At 71.5% G+C, this 20,024-nt stretch carries 17 protein-coding genes; 13 read left to right on the top strand and 4 right to left on the bottom strand.

The annotated features are described in order from the left end of the window. Positions 1–60: 60 nt before the first annotated feature. From groES to E9934_RS13685, 5 genes are all read left to right on the top strand, one after another. The gene (groES, locus tag E9934_RS13705; RefSeq protein ID WP_136563506.1) at positions 61–354 is read left to right on the top strand and encodes a co-chaperone GroES; all 294 of its coding nucleotides are present in this window, start codon (positions 61–63) and stop codon (positions 352–354) included. A 132-nt stretch (positions 355–486) separates the two neighbouring features. Next, positions 487–2,109, top strand: a complete 1,623-nt coding sequence (gene groL, locus E9934_RS13700; RefSeq protein WP_136563458.1) for a chaperonin GroEL — start codon at positions 487–489, stop codon at positions 2,107–2,109. Between the two features lie 164 nt (positions 2,110–2,273). Next, positions 2,274–3,137, top strand: coding sequence for a GNAT family N-acetyltransferase (locus tag E9934_RS13695; protein ID WP_136563457.1), 864 nt, complete (start codon positions 2,274–2,276; stop codon positions 3,135–3,137). Between the two features lie 142 nt (positions 3,138–3,279). Beyond that, positions 3,280–4,725 carry a cytochrome ubiquinol oxidase subunit I gene (locus E9934_RS13690; protein ID WP_238694952.1) on the top strand — a complete coding sequence of 482 codons (1,446 nt, stop codon included), beginning with the start codon at positions 3,280–3,282 and terminating at the stop codon, positions 4,723–4,725. After that, positions 4,722–5,726 carry a cytochrome d ubiquinol oxidase subunit II gene (locus tag E9934_RS13685; protein ID WP_136563456.1) on the top strand — a complete coding sequence of 335 codons (1,005 nt, stop codon included), beginning with the start codon at positions 4,722–4,724 and terminating at the stop codon, positions 5,724–5,726. The genes E9934_RS13690 and E9934_RS13685 overlap by 4 nt, the downstream gene beginning before the upstream one ends. 15 nt (positions 5,727–5,741) lie before the next feature. Here E9934_RS13685 and zwf read toward each other — a convergent pair whose 3' ends face one another. Then, positions 5,742–7,208, bottom strand: coding sequence for a glucose-6-phosphate dehydrogenase (zwf, locus tag E9934_RS13680; protein ID WP_136563455.1), 1,467 nt, complete (start codon positions 7,206–7,208; stop codon positions 5,742–5,744). A gap of 72 nt (positions 7,209–7,280) precedes the next feature. On the opposite strand from zwf, the gene guaB reads away from it, so the two are divergent. The 3 genes from guaB to E9934_RS13665 all read left to right on the top strand — a co-directional run bounded on the left by guaB (position 7,281) and on the right by E9934_RS13665 (position 11,086). Beyond that, entirely contained in the window at positions 7,281–8,780 is a 1,500-nt protein-coding gene (gene guaB, locus E9934_RS13675) for an IMP dehydrogenase (RefSeq protein WP_136563454.1), read from the top strand. Positions 8,781–9,032: 252 nt separating this feature from the next. After that, entirely contained in the window at positions 9,033–10,031 is a 999-nt protein-coding gene (locus tag E9934_RS13670; protein ID WP_136563453.1) for an ABC transporter substrate-binding protein, read from the top strand. A 68-nt stretch (positions 10,032–10,099) separates the two neighbouring features. Further along, positions 10,100–11,086, top strand: a complete 987-nt coding sequence (locus E9934_RS13665) for an esterase/lipase family protein (protein ID WP_202977304.1) — start codon at positions 10,100–10,102, stop codon at positions 11,084–11,086. 40 nt (positions 11,087–11,126) lie between these two features. Here the strand turns inward: E9934_RS13665 and E9934_RS13660 are convergent, their stop codons facing one another. Then, complete coding sequence (locus E9934_RS13660; RefSeq protein WP_136563452.1) at positions 11,127–11,585, bottom strand: hypothetical protein; 459 nt, start codon at positions 11,583–11,585, stop codon at positions 11,127–11,129. 34 nt (positions 11,586–11,619) lie between these two features. On the opposite strand from E9934_RS13660, the gene E9934_RS13655 reads away from it, so the two are divergent. After that, a complete protein-coding gene (locus tag E9934_RS13655; protein WP_136563451.1) occupies positions 11,620–12,726 on the top strand; it encodes a GuaB3 family IMP dehydrogenase-related protein in 1,107 nt (368 codons plus the stop codon). A 239-nt stretch (positions 12,727–12,965) separates the two neighbouring features. Here E9934_RS13655 and E9934_RS13650 read toward each other — a convergent pair whose 3' ends face one another. Together E9934_RS13650 and E9934_RS13645 are read right to left on the bottom strand one after the other, a co-directional pair. After that, on the bottom strand, positions 12,966–14,108 hold the full coding sequence (locus tag E9934_RS13650) for a DUF1214 domain-containing protein (protein ID WP_136563450.1): 1,143 nt from the start codon (positions 14,106–14,108) through the stop codon (positions 12,966–12,968). Continuing rightward, the gene (locus E9934_RS13645; RefSeq protein ID WP_136563449.1) at positions 14,105–14,716 is read right to left on the bottom strand and encodes a TetR/AcrR family transcriptional regulator; all 612 of its coding nucleotides are present in this window, start codon (positions 14,714–14,716) and stop codon (positions 14,105–14,107) included. The genes E9934_RS13650 and E9934_RS13645 overlap by 4 nt, the downstream gene beginning before the upstream one ends. A 60-nt stretch (positions 14,717–14,776) precedes the next feature. Here E9934_RS13645 and E9934_RS13640 point away from each other — a divergent pair, with 60 nt between their 5' ends. The 4 genes from E9934_RS13640 to E9934_RS13625 are packed head-to-tail and all read left to right on the top strand — an operon-like array spanning position 14,777 to position 19,920. Then, the gene (locus tag E9934_RS13640) at positions 14,777–16,057 is read left to right on the top strand and encodes a sulfotransferase family protein (RefSeq protein WP_136563448.1); all 1,281 of its coding nucleotides are present in this window, start codon (positions 14,777–14,779) and stop codon (positions 16,055–16,057) included. A 41-nt stretch (positions 16,058–16,098) separates the two neighbouring features. Continuing rightward, positions 16,099–17,235, top strand: a complete 1,137-nt coding sequence (locus tag E9934_RS13635) for a phosphotransferase family protein (RefSeq protein WP_202977303.1) — start codon at positions 16,099–16,101, stop codon at positions 17,233–17,235. Beyond that, positions 17,232–18,434, top strand: coding sequence for an Rv3169 family protein (locus E9934_RS13630; protein ID WP_136563447.1), 1,203 nt, complete (start codon positions 17,232–17,234; stop codon positions 18,432–18,434). The genes E9934_RS13635 and E9934_RS13630 overlap by 4 nt, the downstream gene beginning before the upstream one ends. Before the next feature lie 28 nt (positions 18,435–18,462). Continuing rightward, positions 18,463–19,920: an aldehyde dehydrogenase gene (locus E9934_RS13625; protein WP_136563446.1), complete on the top strand. Its 1,458-nt coding sequence runs from the start codon at positions 18,463–18,465 to the stop codon at positions 19,918–19,920. Positions 19,921–20,024 lie beyond the last annotated feature (104 nt).

The raw sequence follows: 20,024 nt of genomic DNA, 5'->3' as shown, positions 1-20,024 counted from the left end.
GCTCGCCCGCCAGCGCCCCGGATGGAGTAACGACAGCACTAGAAAGTGGAGGTCGACATCGTGTCGGTCAACATCAAGCCGCTCGAGGACCGGATCGTCGTCAAGGCCGTCGAGGCGGAGCAGACCACCGCCTCCGGTCTGGTCATCCCCGACACCGCCAAGGAGAAGCCCCAGGAGGGCGAGGTCCTGGCGATCGGTCCCGGCCGCATCGACGACAACGGCAACCGCGTCCCGCTCGACGTGAACGTCGGCGACAAGGTCATCTACAGCAAGTACGGCGGCACCGAGGTCAAGTACTCCGGCCAGGAGTACCTCATCCTCTCGGCCCGCGACGTGCTCGCCATCGTCGGCTGACGCACCTGGCATCCCGGCTGGCGGCTTTGCCGCCGCTCGACGACCGCTCCGCTTTTCAGGTCGCCTTCGCGGCGGCGCCTTGCCAGCCGGGCGCCAGGCACGTCAGCTTTCCGCTTTCTTGAAGGAGTAGCAGTGCCCAAGATCCTGGAGTTCGACGAGAACGCCCGCCGTGCCCTCGAGCGCGGTGTCGACGCCCTCGCCAACACCGTCAAGGTGACCCTCGGCCCGAAGGGCCGCTATGTCGTCCTCGACAAGAAGTGGGGCGCCCCCACGATCACCAACGACGGCGTGACGGTCGCGCGGGAGGTCGAGCTCGACGACCCGTTCGAGAACCTCGGTGCCCAGCTCACCAAGGAGGTCGCGACCAAGACCAACGACGTCGCCGGTGACGGTACGACGACCGCGACCGTCCTCGCCCAGGCGCTCGTCCACGAGGGCCTGCGCGCCGTCGCGGCCGGCACCAACCCGATGGGCATCAAGCGGGGCATGGACGCCGCGGCCGCGGCCGTCAGCGAGGCGCTCCTGTCCGCTGCCCGCGAGGTCGACGACGAGAAGGACATCGCCTCCGTGGCGACCGTCTCCTCGCGCGACAGCCACATCGGCGACCTGCTCGCCGAGGCCTTCGGCAAGGTCGGCAAGGACGGCGTCATCACCGTCGAGGAGTCCAACACCCCCTCGACCGAGCTCGAGTTCACCGAGGGCATGCAGTTCGACAAGGGTTACCTGTCGGCCTACTTCGTGACCGACGCGGAGCGCCAGGAGGCCGTCCTCGACGACCCCTACATCCTCATCAACCAGGGCAAGATCTCGGCGATCGCCGAGCTCCTGCCGCTGCTGGAGAAGGTCATCCAGACCGGCAAGCCGCTCTTCATCCTCGCCGAGGACGTCGAGGGCGAGGCGCTCTCGACCCTGGTCGTCAACAAGATCCGCGGCACCTTCACCGCCGTCGCGGGCAAGGCGCCCGGCTTCGGCGACCGTCGCAAGGCGATCCTGCAGGACATCGCGATCCTCACCGGCGGCACGGTCATCTCGCCGGAGGTCGGCCTCAAGCTCGACCAGATCGGTCTCGAGGAGCTCGGCCAGGCGCGCCGCATCGTCGTCACCAAGGACAACACCACGATCATCGACGGCGCCGGCGAGGCCGACGCGGTCAACGGTCGCGTCGAGCAGATCAAGCGCGAGATCGAGGCCTCGGACTCCGACTGGGACACCGAGAAGCTCCAGGAGCGCCTCGCCAAGCTCGCCGGCGGCGTCGTCGTCATCAAGGTCGGCGCGCACACCGAGGTCGAGCTCAAGGAGAAGAAGCACCGCATCGAGGACGCCGTCTCCGCGACGCGCGCCGCGATCGAGGAGGGCATCGTCGCCGGTGGCGGCTCGGCCCTCGTCCACGCGGTCTCGGTCCTCTCCGACGACCTCGGTCTCACCGGTGAGGAGGCCGTCGGCGTGCGCATCGTGCGCAAGGCCGCCGTCGAGCCGCTGCGCTGGATCGCCGAGAACGGCGGTGAGAACGGCTACGTCGTCACCCACAAGGTCGCCGAGCTCGGCGTCGGTCACGGCTACAACGCCGCGACCGGCGAGTACGGCGACCTCGTCGCCCAGGGCGTCATCGACCCGGTCAAGGTGACGCGCTCGGCCCTGGCCAACGCGGTCTCCGTCGCCGGCATGCTGCTGACGACCGAGACGCTGATCGTCGACAAGCCCGAGGAGGAGGAGCCGGCGGCCGCCGCCGGCCACGGTCACGGCCACGGCCACTGACCCTCGTCCCGCAGCACCCGGTCGCCTCTCGCGACCACGGCCCGGCCCGTCGTACCTCCTGGTGCGGCGGGCCGGTCCCGTTCTCCCACGAGGTGTGGCACTTCGGCGTCGAGGCGAAACATCGGTGATCGCTCCCGGTGACCTCCGTCTGGCATGGTGAACCCATGTTGTGGAGAGTCCGTGCCGGCCTGCCCGATCGTCCCGGAGCGCTCGCCGACCTCGCCGCGGCGTGTGGGCGCGCGGGCGTCAACATCCAGGCGGTGCAGGTGTTTCCCGACGGCGACTCGGTCACCGACGAGTTCGTGCTCCAGGTGCCACAGGACTGGCGCGGTGAGCAGCTGCGTCAGCTTGTCGACAGCGCCGGAGGTACGACGGTCTCGGCGATCCCCGTCACCACCGCCGCCCTGGAGGACCAGCCCACGCGCTACGTGCAGGCGGTGCGCGCGATCATCGCGCAGCCGGCGACCTTCCCGGACGTGGCGGCCCACCTGTTCGACGCCGACGTGACGCCGTCGGGCGAGGACGAGGACGTGCTCGAGATGACGGTCGGCGGCTCGGCGACGATCCAGATCCGCCGCAACCCGCCGTTCACCGCGACCGAGCGGGCCCGGGCGACCGCGCTCGCGGAGCTCGTGGGCGAGGTGCTGGATGCGCAGGCCCCGCCAGCACCGCACGTCCCCGGCGCGGGCGATCCGAGCTATGCGACGACGGCGGGCACGGTCACTGCCCTGGCAGGCGGCAAGGTGGCTGGCCGGGCCGAGGTGGCTCCGGGTGAAACGGCCGACGAGCCGTGGCCGGTCGACCTGTGGGTCGACCCGGCCTGGCAGCGCCGGGGTGTCGGCACGCGGCTGCTCGCCGACGTCGCGCGGGCAGCGCGGGCGCAGGGTGCCGACGAGATCGTGCTGACGGCGCCGTCGGACTCGCAGGCCGTCCTGCCCATGGTGCTGGCTGCCGGCATGCGCGGCCGGATCCGGATGGCGGGGGACTCCGTCACCGTCCGGATCGCGCTCAACGACTTCCGCCGCTGATCGCTCCCATCTCGCGGGACGCGTTGTCCCACCTCGCGCCGCCAGATCTCCCACTTCGCGCCGCCAGATGTCCCACCTCGTGTGGCGCAGATGACAGCACCGGCGACTTTGTGAACACATTCACAAGGGATACGGTCGAGGGGTGCTGGCTCCTGATGTCGTCACCGTCGCCCTGACCGATCTCGCCGATCTGCTCGCCGTGAGCGCGAGCGGGGATGCCGAGCCTGCCGGGCTGATGCCCGCGCGGCAGCAGATGGCGCTGTCCCTGGGGTGGCACATCATCCTCGCCTGCTTCGGCGTCGCCTTCCCGGCGATGATCTTCGCGATGCACGTCATCGGCATCCGCCGCAAGGACGACACCGCGCTCGAGCTGGCCAAGCGGTGGTCGAAGGTCTCGGCGGTGCTCTTCGCGATCGGCGCAGTGTCGGGCACGGTGCTCAGCTTCGAGATGGGCGTGCTGTGGCCCGGCCTGATGGGGACCTACGGTGACGTGCTCGGGCTGCCGTTCGCATTCGAGGGCCTGGCGTTCTTCCTCGAGGCGATCTTCCTCGGCATCTACCTCTACGGCTGGGGCCGGATGCCCCCCAGGCGGCACGTGCTGATGGTGCTGCCGATGGCCGTCACCGGGATCATCGGCGCCTACTGCGTGCTCGCCGTCAACGCCTGGATGAACGCGCCCGTCGGCTTCGACATCGTCGACGGCGAGGTCGCCAACGTCGAGCCGTGGGCGGTGCTCTTCAACCAGCAGTCGTTCCTGCAGTTCGCCCACATGTGGCTCGGCGCCTACATGGTCGCCGGCTTCTGCGTCGCCGGCGTCTATGCGGTCGGCCTGCTCCGTGGCCGTCGCGATCGCCACCACCGCCTGGGCTTCCTGGTCCCGTTCGTCTTCGCCTCGGTCGCCGCGGTCGCGCAGCCGTTCATGGGCCACGTGCTCGGCGCCGGTCTCGACGAGCGGCAGCCCGCGAAGCTCGCGGCGTTCGAGCTCGCCGAGACCACCGAGAGTCCGTCACCCCTACGGATCGGCGGGCTGCTCGTCGACGGCGAGGTCAAATGGGCCATCGACATCCCGCGCCTGGGCTCGCTGCTCGCGATGAACTCGCCCGACGAGCCCGTGCCCGGCCTCGACACCATCCCCGAGGAGGACCATCCGCCGGTCAACCTCACCCACCTGGCGTTCCAGACCATGGTCGGGATCGGATCGCTGCTGATGCTCGCCGTCGTGGTCTTCTGGATCGCCCGCCGACGCGGCCGCGACCTGCTCGAGAACCGGTGGTTCCTCCGGTTCGCCGCCGTCGCCGGACCCCTCGCCGTCATCGCCCTCGAGGCCGGATGGATCGCCACCGAGGTCGGACGGCAGCCCTGGATCGTCTACGGCGTCATGCGCACGCCCGAGGCCGTCGGCGACTACACGGCGAGCCTGTGGTGGCTGCTCGGGATCACCAGCGTCGTCTACACCGCGATGACCATCGGCGCGGTCGTCGTACTCCGCTCGATGGCGCGCCGCTGGCGTGAAGGCGCCACCGACCTGCCGAGTCCCTATGCCCCCGCCGCCCACGCCGACGCCGGCGCCGAGGAGGCCGTGCGATGAGCCTCGAGCTGGCGGTCGCCGCCGCCCTCTTCGTCGGGGTCATCGCCTACGCCGTCCTCGGCGGAGCCGACTTCGGGTCGGGCTTCTTCGACCTCACCGCCGGCAGCGCCCGCCGCGGCGCCGAGCTGCGGACCCTCGTCGACCACAGCATCGGCCCGGTCTGGGAGGCCAACCACGTCTGGCTGATCTACGTCCTCGTGATCTGGTGGACCGGCTTCCCCGAGTCCTTCGCCGCTGCGATGTCGACGCTGGTGCTCCCGCTGCTGCTCGCCCTGCTCGGGATCGTGCTGCGCGGCGCCAGCTTCGCCTTCCGCAAGTACGCCGCCACGCTGGCCCAGGCGCGCCTGTTCGGCGTCGTCTTCGCGACCTCGTCCATCATCACGCCCTTCTTCCTCGGCACGGTGGCGGGCGGGATCGCCTCCGGTCGGGTCCCGCTCGAGGGCACCGGTGACCGGTGGGACTCGTGGCTCAACCCCACCTCGCTCTTCGGCGGGCTGATCGCCGTCGGGACCTGCGCGTTCCTCGCCGGCACCTTCCTGGTCGCGGACGCGCGCCGCAGCGGCAACGAGTCGCTCGCCGACGACATCCGGACTCGGGCTCTCGGCGTGGGTGCCGTGACGGGTGCACTGGTCTTCGCGGCCCTGCTGCCGATCGAGCGCGATGCGCCGACCCTGGCCGACGGGCTCGAGGGACGGGCCGCGCCACTGGTCCTCCTCGCCGGCGTCGCGGGCCTGGCGACGATGGTGCTGCTGTGGCGGCGCCGCTATGCGGTCTCCCGGCTGGCCGCCGTCGTCGCCGTGGCAGCCGTGGTGTCCGGCTGGGGCGTCGGCCAGTACCCGTGGCTGCTGGTCGACGAGGTCACGATCGCCGACGCGGCCGGTGCCACCGCCACCCTGCAGGGCCTGCTCGTCGCGGTCGGCCTGGCGGTCGTGGTCGTCGTACCGCCGCTGGTCTATCTCCTCCGGCTCACCCAGTCGGAGGAGTGGACCCACCACTCCTGAGCCTGCTCGGTCGGATCACCGGGTGAGCTCCCGGTCGGGTGGGTGGTTGCCCAGCCGCCATCCGCCCGTCGGCAGCGCCAGGGCCGCCTCCGGCCCCCAGGAGCCGACCTCGTAGGGCTCGGTCGGCGGCCGCCGGTCCAGCACCGGCTGGCAGATCTCCCAGAGCCGGTCCACCTCGCCGGAGGAGATGAAGAGGGTGCGGTCGCCGCGCATGACGTCGAGCAGCAGCCGTTCGTAGGCCTCCAGCGGATCGGCGTCCGGCACGTCGCCGACCAGGTCCAGGCGGAAGACCCCCTCCACGAGCGCCATGTCCGGGCCGGGCCGCTTCGCCCGGACGTCGATGGCGATCCGGGGCTGGTCCGCGAGCTCGATGACCAGCTCGTTGGGCGGCGGCTCCCCGCCGTCGGCGGGCTTGAGCCAGCGGTGCCGGGGATCGTGGAAGCGCACCGTGATCGTGCGCCGGCCCTCGGCGAGGGCCTTGCCGGTGCGGAGATAGAAGGGCACGCCGCGCCACCGGTCGTTGTCGATCCACGCCTCGATCGCGACGAAGGTCTCCACGTCCGAGTCGTCGGCGACGTCGGGCTCGTCGCGATAGCCGTCGTACTGGCCGAAGACGACGCGACCAGGGTCCAGCGGCCGCACCGCGGCGAAGGCGGCCGCCTTCGCCGCGCGCAGTGCCGACTCCCGGAACGCGTGCGGGTCCTCGAGTGCGACGAAGCCGAGCAGCTGGCACAGGTGCGTCGTGACCATGTCGCGCAGGCAGCCGGTGCCTTCATAGAAGCTGCCGCGTCCCTCGACCGTCAGCTTCTCCGGCACGTCGATCTGCACCGACTCGATGCTGTGCCGGTCCCACGCCGGCTCGAACAGTCCGTTGGCGAAGCGCAACGCGAGGATGTTCTGCACCGCCTCCTTGCCGAGGAAGTGGTCGATCCGGAAGATCTGCGACTCGTCGAAGACCTCGCACAGCACGTCGTGCAGCTGCCGGGCCGAGGCCAGATCGGTGCCGAAGGGCTTCTCCGCGACCAGCCGGGCCCGCGCCGTCAGGTCCTCGCGGTCGAGCATCCGCGCCATCCCCTCGACCGCACCCGGCGGCACCGAGAGATAGAACAACCGGCGTACGTCGCCCAGCAGGCAGCCGCCCGCCGACAGCAGCCGGTCCTCGGCCTGCTCCACCGCCTCCCGGAGCGCGCTGCCGTCATCGGCGGACGAGGCGACGAAGCCGATTCGGTCCAGCAGGCCCTTCGCCACGTCCTCGTCGTAGTCCCCGACGAACTCGTCGAGCGCCGCGCGCACCTCGGCCCGGAAGTCGTCCACCGAGTCGGGGGCATGGCGCCCGCTGCCGATCACCTCGAAGTGCTCCGGCAGACGCCCGGCAGCGGCGAGCCGATAGAGACCGGGGAACAGCTTGCGGGCCGCGAGATCGCCGGTCGCGCCGAAGAGGACGAGGACGTGCGGAGAAAGTTCCGAGGTCGCGGTGCTCACCCGACCAGCGTCCCGGCCGTGTCAAGGAATGGTGGTGGGGGAGTGACCCGGGACACGGCCTAGACTGAATGAGTGGAGGTTCCCGACAAGTTCGCAGCCCTTGGTCTCACCTACGACGACGTCCTGCTGCTGCCGGGGCATTCCGACCTCGCGCCCGACGACATCGACACCACGTCGCGACTGACCCGCGAGATCTCGCTGCGCTCGCCCCTCATCAGCGCCGCCATGGACACCGTCACGGAGTCGCGGATGGCCATCGCCATGGCCCGCCAGGGCGGCATCGGCATCCTCCACCGCAACCTCTCCGCGGAGGAGCAGGCCTACCAGGTCGACCTCGTCAAGCGGACCCAGACCGGGATCATCTCCAACCCCGTCACCATCGGCCCCGACGCGACACTCGAGGAGCTCGACCGGATCTGCGGCGAATACCGCGTCTCGGGCCTCCCCGTCGTCGACGCCGACAACCGTCTCCTCGGCATCTGCACCAACCGCGACCTGCGCTTCACCCCCGTCGCGGAGTGGGCGACCACCAAGGTCGACGAGGTGATGACCCCGATGCCGCTGGTCACCGGCGGCGTCGGCATCTCCCGCGACGAGGCGACCGCCCTCCTGCGCAAGCACAAGCGCGAGCGTCTCCCGCTGGTCGACGAGCAGGGCCGACTCGGCGGACTCATCACCGTCAAGGACTTCGTGAAGTCCGAGCAGTTCCCGCTCGCCTCCAAGGACGCCGACGGCCGGCTCATGGTCGGCGCCGCCATCGGCTACTTCGGCGACGCGTGGGAGCGGGCCACCGGCCTGATCGAGGCCGGCGTCGACGTCCTCGTCGCCGACACCGCCCACGGCCACGTCACCCTCCTGCTCGACATGGTCCGCCGGCTGAAGACCGACCCCGCCACCAAGCACGTCCAGGTCATCGGCGGCAACGTCGCCACCCGCGAGGGCGCCCAGGCGTTCGTCGACGCCGGCGCCGACGCCGTCAAGGTCGGCTTCGGCCCCGGCTCCATCTGTACGACGCGCGTCGTCACTGGCTGCGGCGTCCCGCAGGTCACCGCCGTCTACGAGGCCTCGCTCGCGGCCGGCCCCGCCGGCGTACCCGTCATCGCCGACGGCGGCCTGCAGCAGTCCGGCGACATCGCCAAGGCCATCGTCGCCGGCGCCGAGTCCGTCATGATCGGCTCCATGCTCGCCGGCTGCGAGGAGTCGCCCGGCGAGGTCGTCTTCCACCAGGGCAAGCAGTACAAGGCCTACCGCGGCATGGGCTCGCTCGGCGCGATGAGCTCGCGCGGCAAGAAGTCCTACTCCAAGGACCGCTACTTCCAGGCCGAGGTCACCAGCGACGACAAGATCGTCCCCGAGGGCATCGAGGGCCGCGTCGCCTACAAGGGCCCGCTCGCCGGCGTCGCCCACCAGCTCCTCGGCGGCCTCTCCCAGTCGATGTTCTACGTCGGCGCCCGCGACATCTCCGAGCTGCAGTCGAAGGGCCGGTTCGTCCGGATCACCTCCGCCTCGCTCAAGGAGAGCCACCCCCACGACATCGAGATGACCGTGGAAGCCCCCAACTACCACCGTTGAATCGCGCGAGCGCGTCGCCCAGTCGGTGAGGTCCGCACGGGCGCTCGCTGCGCTCGGCCCGCGGGCCCTCACCGACGCGGCTTCGCCGCGGGGCGCCGCGCTGCCGCGCCGCGGTTGTCTTACGTAGGTCCTGCCCTGGCCTGGCGGCAAGCCGACTCTGCAGGTCGCGAGCGGGGCTCGGTGGCGTGGGCAGGGGCATCCGGCGCGGGTTAAATCAGGTATACCTCACCTAACCAATGGAGAGGACCGCCCATGTTGTTGCTCGCACGTCCGGACGTCGTCGACGAGGCCACCCGCCGCCAGTTCCTCGGAATCATCGCCGCAGCCGGCCTGCTCACCGCCTGCGGTGACGACCGCGACAGCAAGGGATCGTCCGGCTCGTCGGGGTCCTCCACCCGGACGGTCGACGACGTGTTCGGGACCGTCGAGGTGCCGACCGACCCGCAGCGGGTGGTGGCGATGGAGCAGCAGGTCCTCGGCAACCTGCTCGCCCTCGGCTTCCCGATCGAGAGGATCGTCGGCTTCGGCAAGGACGACATCGACCTCGACAACCTGGACTTCATCGCCGCGCCGGACGTGCTGAAGGACCTGCCCAGCGTGGGCACCTTCTCCGAGCCCAACGCCGAGCTGCTCGCCGCGGCGCAGCCGGACCTGATCCTCGCGGTGGCCGACACCATCTACACCGATTTCTACGCGCCGATCTTCAAGGCGCTGAACTCCGTCGGCGCCCCCGTCTTCGCTGCCTACAACGGCTACACCACGCTCGACGAGGCGATGCGACTCCTGGCCGACGTCGGCCGCGCGGTCGGCCTCGAGGAGAAGGCGACCGAGGCCGAGCAGCACCTGCGTGACCGGATCGCGGACGTCGTCTCCCGACTGGACGCCGCGGGCGAGCGCCCCTCGGTCGGGTTCCTGCGAGCGACCAGCGACGGCCTCGTCGCCAACAACGTGATGCCACTGCTCGACGAGCTCGGACTGCCGGGCGACCGGCCGACCCCCGAGGAGTTCTACGTCGAGGTGTCGGCGGAGAACCTCACCGAGGTCTTCGTCCACGACGTCCTCTTCGTCAGCGACGGCGACGACCCCGACAAGGTGATCGCGGACCTCGAGGCGAACCCGCTCTGGAGCCGGCTCCCCGCCGTACGCGCCGGCCGGGTGCAGGTCGTGCCAGACGTCGTCTGGGGATCCAGCTACTCGGTCCAGGCCTTCGAGCGCCAGCTCGACGACATCGAGCAGGCCCTGCTCGGCTGAGACCGGGCTGAGATGGGCACGGGGCGGGAGCGTTGCGCGCCGACCGCGTGGGGCCCTAGCGTCGCGGTGTGACCGTCACCACTCGCGGCCGGGTGGTGGGACTGCTCCTCGGTGCGCTGCTCCCCGTCCTCGGCCTGCTCGCTCCCGCCCATGCCGACGAGCCGCCGGCGCCCACGCCGAACGGGACGACCAGCTCGTCCGGGCAGCTGCCGGTCACCTGGAACGCGACGGCCTGGCTGCCCGGGCTGCTCGGCCGCACCCTCGTGCCGGGATGGCACCCGCCGGGCTCCAACGACCCGGACTGCCAGCTGACGCCGGCCCGACCGCGGCCGGTGGTCCTCGTCAACTTCACGATCGGCTCCGGCTGGGAATGGGGCGCCGGGTCGCCGTTCCTCGCCAACAACGGCTTCTGCGTCCGCAACTTCACCTACGGCAACGTGACGCCGCTCCCGAACTTCCCGCTGCAGGCGCTGGGTGACATCGAGAAGTCGGCACGTGAGCTGGCGGCCTACGTCGACCGGGTCCGCGCGGAGTTCGGTGTGGCGAAGGTGGACCTCGTCGGGTGGTCGCAGGGCGGTGGGATGACCCCGCACTACTACATCAACTTCCTCGGCGGGGCCGACGAGGTGCACACCTTCATCGGGATCGCGCCGGGCAACCACGGCTCCGACGTCAACGGCGTCGTCCGGCCCACGACCCTCGGCCCGGTGTGGCAGCTGCTGCTGCGGCCCTTCCTGCCCGCGCTCGCCCAGCAGATCACCGGCTCGGAGCTCGAGCGACGGATCTATGGCGACGGCGACACCCGCCCCGGTCCGCGCTACGTCACCATCGTGACCCAGCACGACGAGATCGCGACGCCCTACACCAGCCAGTTCCTCGACGGCCCCGGCGTCACCAACATCCTGCTGCAGGACGGCTGCCCGGCGGACCAGTCGGAGCACCTGTCGATCGGGGTCAGCCGGCGCACCTGGGGCTTCGTCCTCAACGAGCTCGCCCCGGCCGAGGCCGCCCCCGTGCCGTGCATCCCCGTCCTCCCGCTGTGGGGATCCAACTGACCGGGCCGACCCGGACCGACCCGGACCGACCCGGGCCGACTCAGCGCCGCTCGTGCATCGGGGCGAACAGCCGGTCGACGTACGGCGCCGCGCCCGGCACGTCGCCCAGCCGCTCGCACACGCGCGCGAGCGCGTCCGGCTCCGGCGCCGGGACGCGCCAGCACACGTCGACGCCGGCGGCCGTGAACGGCGTGCGCTCGAAGAGCGTGACCAGCCACGGCTCCTCGTGCGCCAGCACCTGCCAGCGTGAGGTGAGCAGCCGGGTGGCGCCGACGCCCCGCCACTGCCACGTGCCCGGGCCGGTCGGGGTGTCCACGCCGAGCACCATCCGCTCCCGTCCGCGCCGTCGATAGGTCACCGTGTCGGTCACCCGGCCGTCGGGAAGCGGCGTGTAGCCGATCGCGGGGTCCGAGCGACGGCGCCAGAACGGCAGACTGGTGCGGACGACGTACCAGGTGCCCGACAAGTCGTTGCCCGCGGCGGGGCTCGGGTCGATCACAGGTCGAGTCTGCCCTCCCCGATAGTCTGCCCCGGTGAGCGACATCGAGATCGGCCGCGCCAAGCGGGCCCGGACGGCGTACTCCTTCGACGACATCGCGATCGTGCCCTCCCGGCGCACCCGCGACCCCGAGGAGGTCAACGTCGACTGGCAGATCGACGCCTACCGGTTCGAGCTGCCGATCCTCGCGGCGCCGATGGACTCGGTGATGTCGCCGGCGACGGCGATCGCGTTCGGCCGGTTCGGCGGGCTGGGCGTGCTCAACCTCGAGGGCCTGTGGACGCGCTACGACGACCCCGAGCCGCTGCTCGAGGAGGTCGCCGGCCTGCAGGGCGAGGAGGCCACCCGTCGCCTGCAGGAGATCTACACCGAGCCGATCAAGGCCGAGCTCATCGCCGAGCGGATCCGTGAGGTCCGCGAGTCCGGCGTCACCGTCGCCGGGTCGCTCTCGCCGCAGCGGACCAAGGAGTTCGCGAAGGCCGTCACCGACGCGGGCGTCGACCTGTTCGTCATCCGCGGCACGACGGTCTCCGCCGAGCACGTCTCCGGGCAGGCGGAGCCGCTGAACCTCAAGGAGTTCATCTACGAGCTCGACGTCCCCGTCATCGTCGGTGGCTGCGCGACCCACCAAGCGGCCCTGCACCTGATGCGCACCGGCGCCGCCGGCGTCCTCGTCGGATTCGGTGGCGGCGCAGCCCACACGACGCGCACCGTCCTCGGCATCGCCGTCCCGATGGCCAGCGCCGTCGCGGACGTCGCCGCCGCCCGGCGCGACTACCTCGACGAGTCGGGTGGCCGCTACGTCCACGTCATCGCCGACGGCTCGATCGGCACGTCCGGCGACCTCGCCAAGGCGATCGCCTGCGGCGCCGACGCCGTCATGGTCGGCTCGCCCTTCGCGCGCGCCACCGACGCGCCCGGTCGCGGCTTCCACTGGGGCGCCGAGGCCCACCACGCCGACCTCCCGCGCGGCAAGCGGGTCGAGTTCGAGCAGGTCGGCTCGATCGAGGAGATCCTCTTCGGCCCCTCCCGCGTCGCCGACGGCACGATGAACCTCGTCGGTGCGCTGAAGCGCTCGATGGCGACCACCGGCTACACCGAGCTCAAGGAATTCCAGCGGGTGGAGGTCGTCCGCGGCTGAGCGTCCGAGGCCAGCCAGCCCGCGAGGCACGAGCGGGCTGGCGTCGGCCGAGGAGGTTGAGTAGCGCCGCGGGTGAGGAACGAACCCGCGACCGCGCGTATCGAAACCAGGTGAGCCGATGCCGGGACCTTGCCCGGCCCGGTCCGGCGTACGGCCTGCGGGCGTCTCGAAACCAGGCGAGTTGCGTTCCGTAGGTGGGTCCGGCGGTTTCGAGGCTCGGCCGCGGGCGGCCTCGCACCTCAACCAGCGGCGCGCTGCACCCTCGTCACCGGCCGCTCGGGCACCCGGTCGGGGTGGAAGAATCGCAGGGCGAGGTTGCCACGCGGCAGGTCGAGGGTGGTGACGCCGTTGGGGTGCTCGGGCAGTGAGCGCCCGATGAGCACGGTGACCGTGCCGTCGTCGTTCAGGACGGCCGTCTCGATGTTGATCGAGGTGCGGCCGTCGGTGGCGCTGCTGCCGGCCATGTACTCGTTCCAGACGGTCAGGTTCCAGAAGCGGCACGCGGGCGGACGGAAGGTGGCCTCGAGGACCTCGTCGGGCTCGAGGTCGAAGCTGCCGAAGGAGTAACAGGCGTCGGTGGCGGACCAGCCGAAGACGAAGTCGGGCACCTGGTAGGGCTCGGCGAACTCGTTGGTGCCGTGGGCGGTCTCGTGGCCGAGCTGCCCGGGGGTGGGCTCCTCGGCGCGCTGGGCCAGCGGGGTGGGCACGATGGCGAGCATGGTGCGCATCCAGCCGAGCATGGCGCGGAGCGCGGCGGCCGTGGCCGCGTCCGAGCGGATGACGGGCCCGGCCGGCTCCACGGCCTCGATCTCCCACTCGACGGGCCGGCCGGTCAGCGGGTCGCCCTGGTAGTCGCGGGTGAGCGCGACGAAGGCGTCGTCGGCGAGCTCGATGAACGGTCCGGTCCAGTCGTCGGGGCGTGTGGGTCCCATCCGCAGCTCGAACTCGCCGTCCGGCCCGAAGGTGAGGTCGCTGTCGTTGACGACGCCGATCACCCGATCGGACCAGGCGCCGGGGGCGGGCTGGTTGTAGACGGTGAGGGAGAAGTAGACGCTGTCGTGCCGACGTCCGGTGACGCGGTAGTGGCGTGCGGGGTCGAGGACGCACAACAGGTACCAGGCGTCGGTGTTGTCCCCGCCCCACCGCCGGTCCCGACGGTGCGGCGTCACCGTCTCGACGAAGCGCGGCCGGGCGGTGTCGGGGAAGAGGTAGGTGTCGCAGGCGACGCCGAGCAGCGTAGCGAGCATCCGGTAGCCGCCGACGGCGCCGACCTCGTCCGGCGCGGCCCGCTCGCCGGTCAGGAAGGCGGCGTCGAGCTCGGCCAGGCCGGCGGTGAGCTCACGCCACGCCGTGGTGGATTCGTACGACGGTTGCTCGGTCATGTGCGGATGCCTCTCTCCAGCGTGGCGGCGAGCCGGTCGGCCCAGTCCTCGTCGGCGCCGTCGGGAACGTCGGGACCGTCGGCAGCCGGGCCGAGCAGGAGCTCGACGAGCACCGCGCCGATGACCAGCCGCAGCAGGTCCTGGGCACGGGCGTCGCTGCGGACCTGACCGGCCGCGGCGGCCTGCTGCAGCCGCTCGTCGAGGACGGTGAAGACCCCGGCGAAGCGCTCGAGGACGGCGGCGTGGATCTCGGGGTGGCGCGTGAACTCGGGGAGCAGGCCGCCGAGGGCCGCCGCGGCGATCGGGGTGGAGAGCGCGTCCCGGGTGCCGCGCACCATCTGGGCGAGGTCCTCGTGGAGTGTCGCACCGAGGTGGAAGTCGAGGGCGAGCTCGTCGGGGAACGCGGCTTCGTGGACGAGGTGGGGGAGCGAGGGCCAGCGTCGATAGAGGGCGGCCTTCGTCGTACCGGCGCGGTCGGCGACCGCGGTCATGGTGACGGCGGCGTAGCCCTCGGTCGCGAGCAGCTCGCGCACGGCGGCGAACGCCGCGGCCTCGATGCGGGGGTCGCGCGGTCGTCCGGCCGGGCGGTGCGAATTCTCGTCGGTCATCAGGCTTCCCCCATTCCGATCCGGACCGTATCGTAATCACGCCCACGTGAGGAGGGTCACATGTCAGGAGCTTCGGTGAGCGGTGCGCCGGTCGTCATCGACGATCTCGCCGCGCCGGTGTTCTCCGAGTCGGCGCGCGACGTGCTGGCCCTGATGGACGGCGCGGCCGGGCTCTGTCCGCTGGACTCGGCGGCGCTGCACGCCCAGGCGACGGAGGAGACGGGGCTCGACGACTTCGGGCCGCGCGACTACGAGGAGCGGCTCGACCTGCTGCTCGCCTGCTACCGCGACGTGCCGGGGCTGACGGCCGCCGGCCAGGTCAACATCTACGCCCAGGTCGTCCAGCTGCTCAAGAACCGACTGCTCCTCGCCGACCTGTTGCGCCGCGAGCCGGGGATCGCCGACGCCGAGCTCGCGCCGCCGGTCGTGGTCGCCGGCCTGCCGCGCACCGGCACCACCCATCTCCAGCAGTTGCTCGCCGCGACCGGACTGTTCCGCACCCTGCCCTACTGGGAGAGCCTCGAGCCGTTCCCGCTGCCCGGTGAGGCCGGCGCCGAGCCCGATCCCCGTCGGGAGCGGACGGCGCTCAACGTCGCGGTCATGAACGACGCCCTGCCGCACCTCATCAAGATGCACGAGATGGCGGGGCCCGACCACGTCCACGAGGAGATCGCGCTGCTGGCCTGCGACTTCTCGACGATGTACTTCGAGACCTTCACCGAGGTCCCGGCCTGGGTCGAGCACTACCGCACCCACGACCAGGCGCCGCACTACCGCTACCTGCGGCTGCAGCTCCAGGCCCTCCAGCGCCTGCGCCCCGGCGGCGCGACCGGCCGCTGGCTGCTGAAGTCGCCGCAGCACCTCGAGCAGCTGCCCGTGTTGGCCGAGGTGTTCCCCGACGCCACGGTCGTCGTCACCCATCGCGACCCGGCGCACGTGGTGACGTCGATGGCCACGATGGTCGCCTACACCGAGCGGATGTTCCGCGACCCGCCCGACCCGTTCGCGACCGGGCGACGCTGGGCCGACCGGCTCGAGTCGATGCTCGCGGCCGTCGTCCGCGACCGCGACGTGCTCGGCCCCGAGCGGTCCATGGACCTGCGCTTCGACGACTTCATGGCCGACCAGGTCGGTGCCGTGGAGCGGGTGCTCGCCCTGGCCGGCGTGGACCTGCCGGGCCCGGCCCGCACTGCGGTCGAGCGCTATCTCATCGACCACCCGGCCGGCCACCTCGGCCGGGTGGACTACCGGCCCGAGGCGGTGGGACTCGATGCGGCCGAGCTCGCGGGCCGGCTGTCGTCGTACTCCGACCGATTTCTCGCCGCACCACCAGTCCGTTGACAACTAGAACACGTTCTACCACGCTTCACCCAGGAGGTTCCGTGACCCAGTCGCCCCCACCCGCCGACATGACCCTGCAGCGCTCGAGCCGCGACGCCGATGACGTGCGTGCCCGGCTCACCGCCTGGCTGGCGTCCGTGCTGCCCGACGGCGCGGATCCGGACGTGACCGTCCACGACGGCATCCAGACCAACGGCATGTCGAGCGAGACGGTCCTGCTCGGTGTCACGAGCACCGAGGACGGCGCACGCGTCACCCGGGAGTACGTCGCCCGCGTGGCCCCGGCTGCCGGCGACCTGCCGGTCTTCGCCGAATACCGCCTCACCGACCAGTACGACGCCATGCGGCTCGCCGGCGAGCTGGCCGGCGTCCCGGTGCCGCCCGTCGGGCTCAACGAGACGACCGGCGACGTGCTCGGCACCCCGTTCTTCCTGATGGAGCGCCTCGACGGCGCCGTGCCGCCCGACGTGCTGCCCTATCCGTTCGGCGACAACTGGCTCTTCGACGCCTCGCCCGAGCAGCAGGCGCAGCTGCAGCGCTCCAGCGTCGAGGTGCTGGCGAAGCTGCACGGGATCCCCGACGCCGCCACGACCTTCGCCTTCCTCGACCCGGCCGTCACCGGCCACGAGGGTGCGACGCCCGTCGCGCGCAACCTCGCCAAGACGCGCGCGTGGTACGAGTACGCCCTCGCCGACAGTCCCCGCTCCCCGCTGATCGAGCGCGGTCTGGCCTGGCTCGAGGCCAACCTGCCCGACGCGGGCGAGCCCGTCCTCGTGTGGGGCGACGCCCGGATCGGCAACATGATGTATCGCGACTTCACCCCGGTCGCCGTCCTCGACTGGGAGATGGCGACCCTCGGGCCGCGCGAGATGGACCTGGCCTGGATGGTGTTCGCCCACCAGGTCTTCCAGGAGATCGCGACCATGCTGGGGCTGCCCGGGATGCCGGAGTTCCTCGCCGCCGACGACGTCGTGGCGACGTACGAGCAGGCCAGCGGGGCGCAGGTCGGCGACCTGACCTGGTACGTCCTGCACGCCGCGGTCAACTGGGGCTGCGTCTTCCTGCGCACCAGCGCGCGGCAGGTCCACTTCGGCGAGATCGAGCGGCCGGAGGACCCCGAGTCGGTCTTCCACCACCGACCCCTGCTGGAGCGTCTCCTCGAGCAGGTGGGCGCATGAGCGCCTGGGTCGCGGGGGAGGTCGGCCGCCACGGCGAGTACGTCGGCATCGGCCCGCTCGACGAGTACCCCATCCACCAGCTGCCGCAGCCGCTCGCCTGGGGTGGCAGCAGCGACCGGCACTTCTATGACCGCAGCTACTTCAACTGCCACGACCGCAGCGGCGACCTCATGCTGATCACGGGGCTCGGGTTCTACCCGAACCTCGGCACCAAGGACGCCTATGTCCTGCTGCACCGGCGCGGTGCCGCTGGTGGCGGTGCCGACACGCAGACCGCGGTGCACCTCTCGGACGCCGCCGATCCGCGCGGCGGCGACCGCATGGAGCAGCGCGTCGGCAACTACCGCGTCGAGGTCGTCGAGCCGCTGCGCGAGGTGCGGATCGTGCTGGAGGAGACCGAGGGGATCGCGCTCGACCTGCGCTGGCGCGGACTGCACCCGGTCATCCAGGAGCTCCCGCACGTCATGCGACAGGGCGCCGGGACGACCCTCAACGCCCAGCGCTTCGCCCAGGTGGGGAGCTGGGAGGGCCTGATCGCCGTCGACGGTGAGGAGATCGCGGTGACGCCCGACCTCTGGACCGGCTCCCGCGACCGCTCGTGGGGGATCCGGCCCCAGGGCGAGGCGCTCCCGGCCGGACGGCCCGCAGAGCCGTCGTTCGACGGCATGTGGTGGCTCTACGTGCCGATCGGCTTCGACGACTTCTGCCTGTGCCTGATCATCCAGGAGACCCCCGACGGCTACCGCACCGTCAACGACTGCACCCGGGTCTGGAAGGACGGCCGCGTCGAGCAGATGGGGTGGCCGCAGGTGGAGATCCGCTACGACCCCGGCACGCGGGTGCCGACGGGCGCCACCATCGCCTGCACCACGCCCGACGGCAAGCCGCTGACCTTCGAGGTCACCTCGCACCTGCCGACCCCGATCCACGTCGGCGGCGGCTACGGCGGGGACTCCGACTGGACCCACGGCACCTGGAAGGGCGAGGGGTTCACCGAGCGCGTCACCTACGACATGACCGACCCGGCCGTCGCCGGGCGGGTGATGTTCGGCGTCATCGACCACGTCGGCTCCGCCACCGTGCACGGGCCCGGCGCCGGCGTACCCGACGGCTCCGAGGGCTGGGGCCTGTTCGAGCACGGCGCCCTCGGCCGCCACGACCCGAGCGGCTTCAAGGACTGGTTCGACCTCGCGCCATGAGCATCCCCACCATCGACAGGAGCACCCCATGACCACCCTCGACCGCGACGCCCTCTTCATCGGCGGCACCTGGGCGAAGCCCGCGACCGATGCCGTGATCGAGGTGGTGTCGCCGCACTCGGAGGAGGTCGTGGCGCGGGTGCCGGAGGGCTCCGCCGCCGACATCGACGCGGCCGTCGCGGCCGCGCGCAAGGCGTTCGACGAGGGCCCGTGGCCGCGGATGGCGCCGGCCGAGCGGATCGAGATCGTGCAGAACCTGTCCATGCTGTACGCCGGGAAGCTCGACGAGATGGCGACCATCATCTCCACCGAGATGGGCTCGCCGATCTCCTTCAGCTCGCTGGCGCAGGCGCCGGCGCCGTGGATGCAGATCGAGGCCTTCCTCGCCATCGCGCGGGAGTTCCCGTGGGAGTCGACGCGACCCGGGGCGCTGGGCGCCGACGTGGTCGTGCGGCACGAGCCGGTCGGCGTGGTCGCGGCCATCCCGCCGTGGAACGTCCCGCAGTTCACGGTGCTCTCGAAGCTCGTCCCCGCGCTGCTCACCGGCTGCACGATCGTGGTGAAGCCCGCGCCCGAGTCGCCGCTCGACTGCTACCTGCTGGCCGAGCTGCTCGTCGAGGCGGGCGTCCCCGAGGGCGTCGTCTCGATCGTCGCCGGTGGCCGGGAGGTCGGCGAGCACCTGGTCCGCCACCCCGGCGTCGACAAGGTCGCCTTCACCGGCTCCACCGCCGCCGGCCGCACGATCGGCGCGATCTGTGGCGAGCAGCTCAAGCGGGTCTCGCTCGAGCTCGGCGGCAAGTCGGCCGCGATCATCCTCGACGACGCCGACGAGACCACCGCGATCGAGGGCCTGAAGTTCCTCGGCGTCATGAACTCCGGCCAGGCCTGCGTCGCCCAGACCCGCGTGCTGGTCTCCCGCGAGCGCCACGACTCCTTCGCTGCCGCCCTGGCCACGGCCATCGGCGGCATGGTGGTCGGCGACCCGCTCGACCCCGCGACCGAGATCGGTCCGATGGTCGCCCGGCGTCAGCAGGAGCGGGTGGCGTCGTACATCCGGATCGGGCAGGAGGAGGGCGCCCAGCTGCTGACCGGCGGCGACGGCCGCCCGGAGGGTCTCGACCACGGCTGGTACGTCCGCCCGACCGTCTTCGCTGGCGTCGACAACCGGATGCGGATCGCGCAGGAGGAGATCTTCGGCCCCGTCCTCTCGGTCATCGCCTACGACGACGTCGCGGACGCGATCCGGATCGCCAACGACTCCGACTACGGACTCGCCGGCACGGTGTGGACCGCGGACGCGGACGCCGGACTGGAGGTCGCCCGCGGCGTGCGGACCGGGACCTACGGCATCAACACCTACACGATGGACTTCGCGGCGCCGTTCGGCGGTTTCAAGGCGTCCGGACTGGGTCGCGAGTTCGGTCCCGAGGGGCTCGCTCAGTACACGGAGGCGAAGTCGGTCTACCTCTCCGCCCCGGAGATGTGACGTCCCGGCAGGCGGTTTCCGGAGCTTCGCAAGGGGCTTGACACGGCCTGGGGATGTGTAAAGCGGCACATTCCCTACCGATCAGTAGATTCGGTGACGGCGGT

This window comes from Nocardioides caeni, from assembly GCF_004912195.1.
In the GTDB taxonomy this organism is placed as follows: domain Bacteria; phylum Actinomycetota; class Actinomycetes; order Propionibacteriales; family Nocardioidaceae; genus Nocardioides; species Nocardioides caeni.
This window is presented reverse-complemented; position numbering and strand designations above follow the sequence as displayed.

What these genes read in the sequence shown, in the direction of transcription:
- E9934_RS13695 (WP_136563457.1), top strand. Translation starts at nt 2,274, where the DNA reads ATGTTGTGGAGAGTCCGTGCCGGCCTGCCCGATCGTCCCGGAGCGCTC.
- E9934_RS13685 (WP_136563456.1), top strand. Translation starts at nt 4,722, where the DNA reads ATGAGCCTCGAGCTGGCGGTCGCCGCCGCCCTCTTCGTCGGGGTCATC.
- E9934_RS13670 (WP_136563453.1), top strand. Translation starts at nt 9,033, where the DNA reads ATGTTGTTGCTCGCACGTCCGGACGTCGTCGACGAGGCCACCCGCCGC.
- E9934_RS13650 (WP_136563450.1), bottom strand. Translation starts at nt 14,108, where the DNA reads ATGACCGAGCAACCGTCGTACGAATCCACCACGGCGTGGCGTGAGCTC.
- E9934_RS13645 (WP_136563449.1), bottom strand. Translation starts at nt 14,716, where the DNA reads ATGACCGACGAGAATTCGCACCGCCCGGCCGGACGACCGCGCGACCCC.
- E9934_RS13640 (WP_136563448.1), top strand. Translation starts at nt 14,777, where the DNA reads ATGTCAGGAGCTTCGGTGAGCGGTGCGCCGGTCGTCATCGACGATCTC.
- E9934_RS13630 (WP_136563447.1), top strand. Translation starts at nt 17,232, where the DNA reads ATGAGCGCCTGGGTCGCGGGGGAGGTCGGCCGCCACGGCGAGTACGTC.
- E9934_RS13625 (WP_136563446.1), top strand. Translation starts at nt 18,463, where the DNA reads ATGACCACCCTCGACCGCGACGCCCTCTTCATCGGCGGCACCTGGGCG.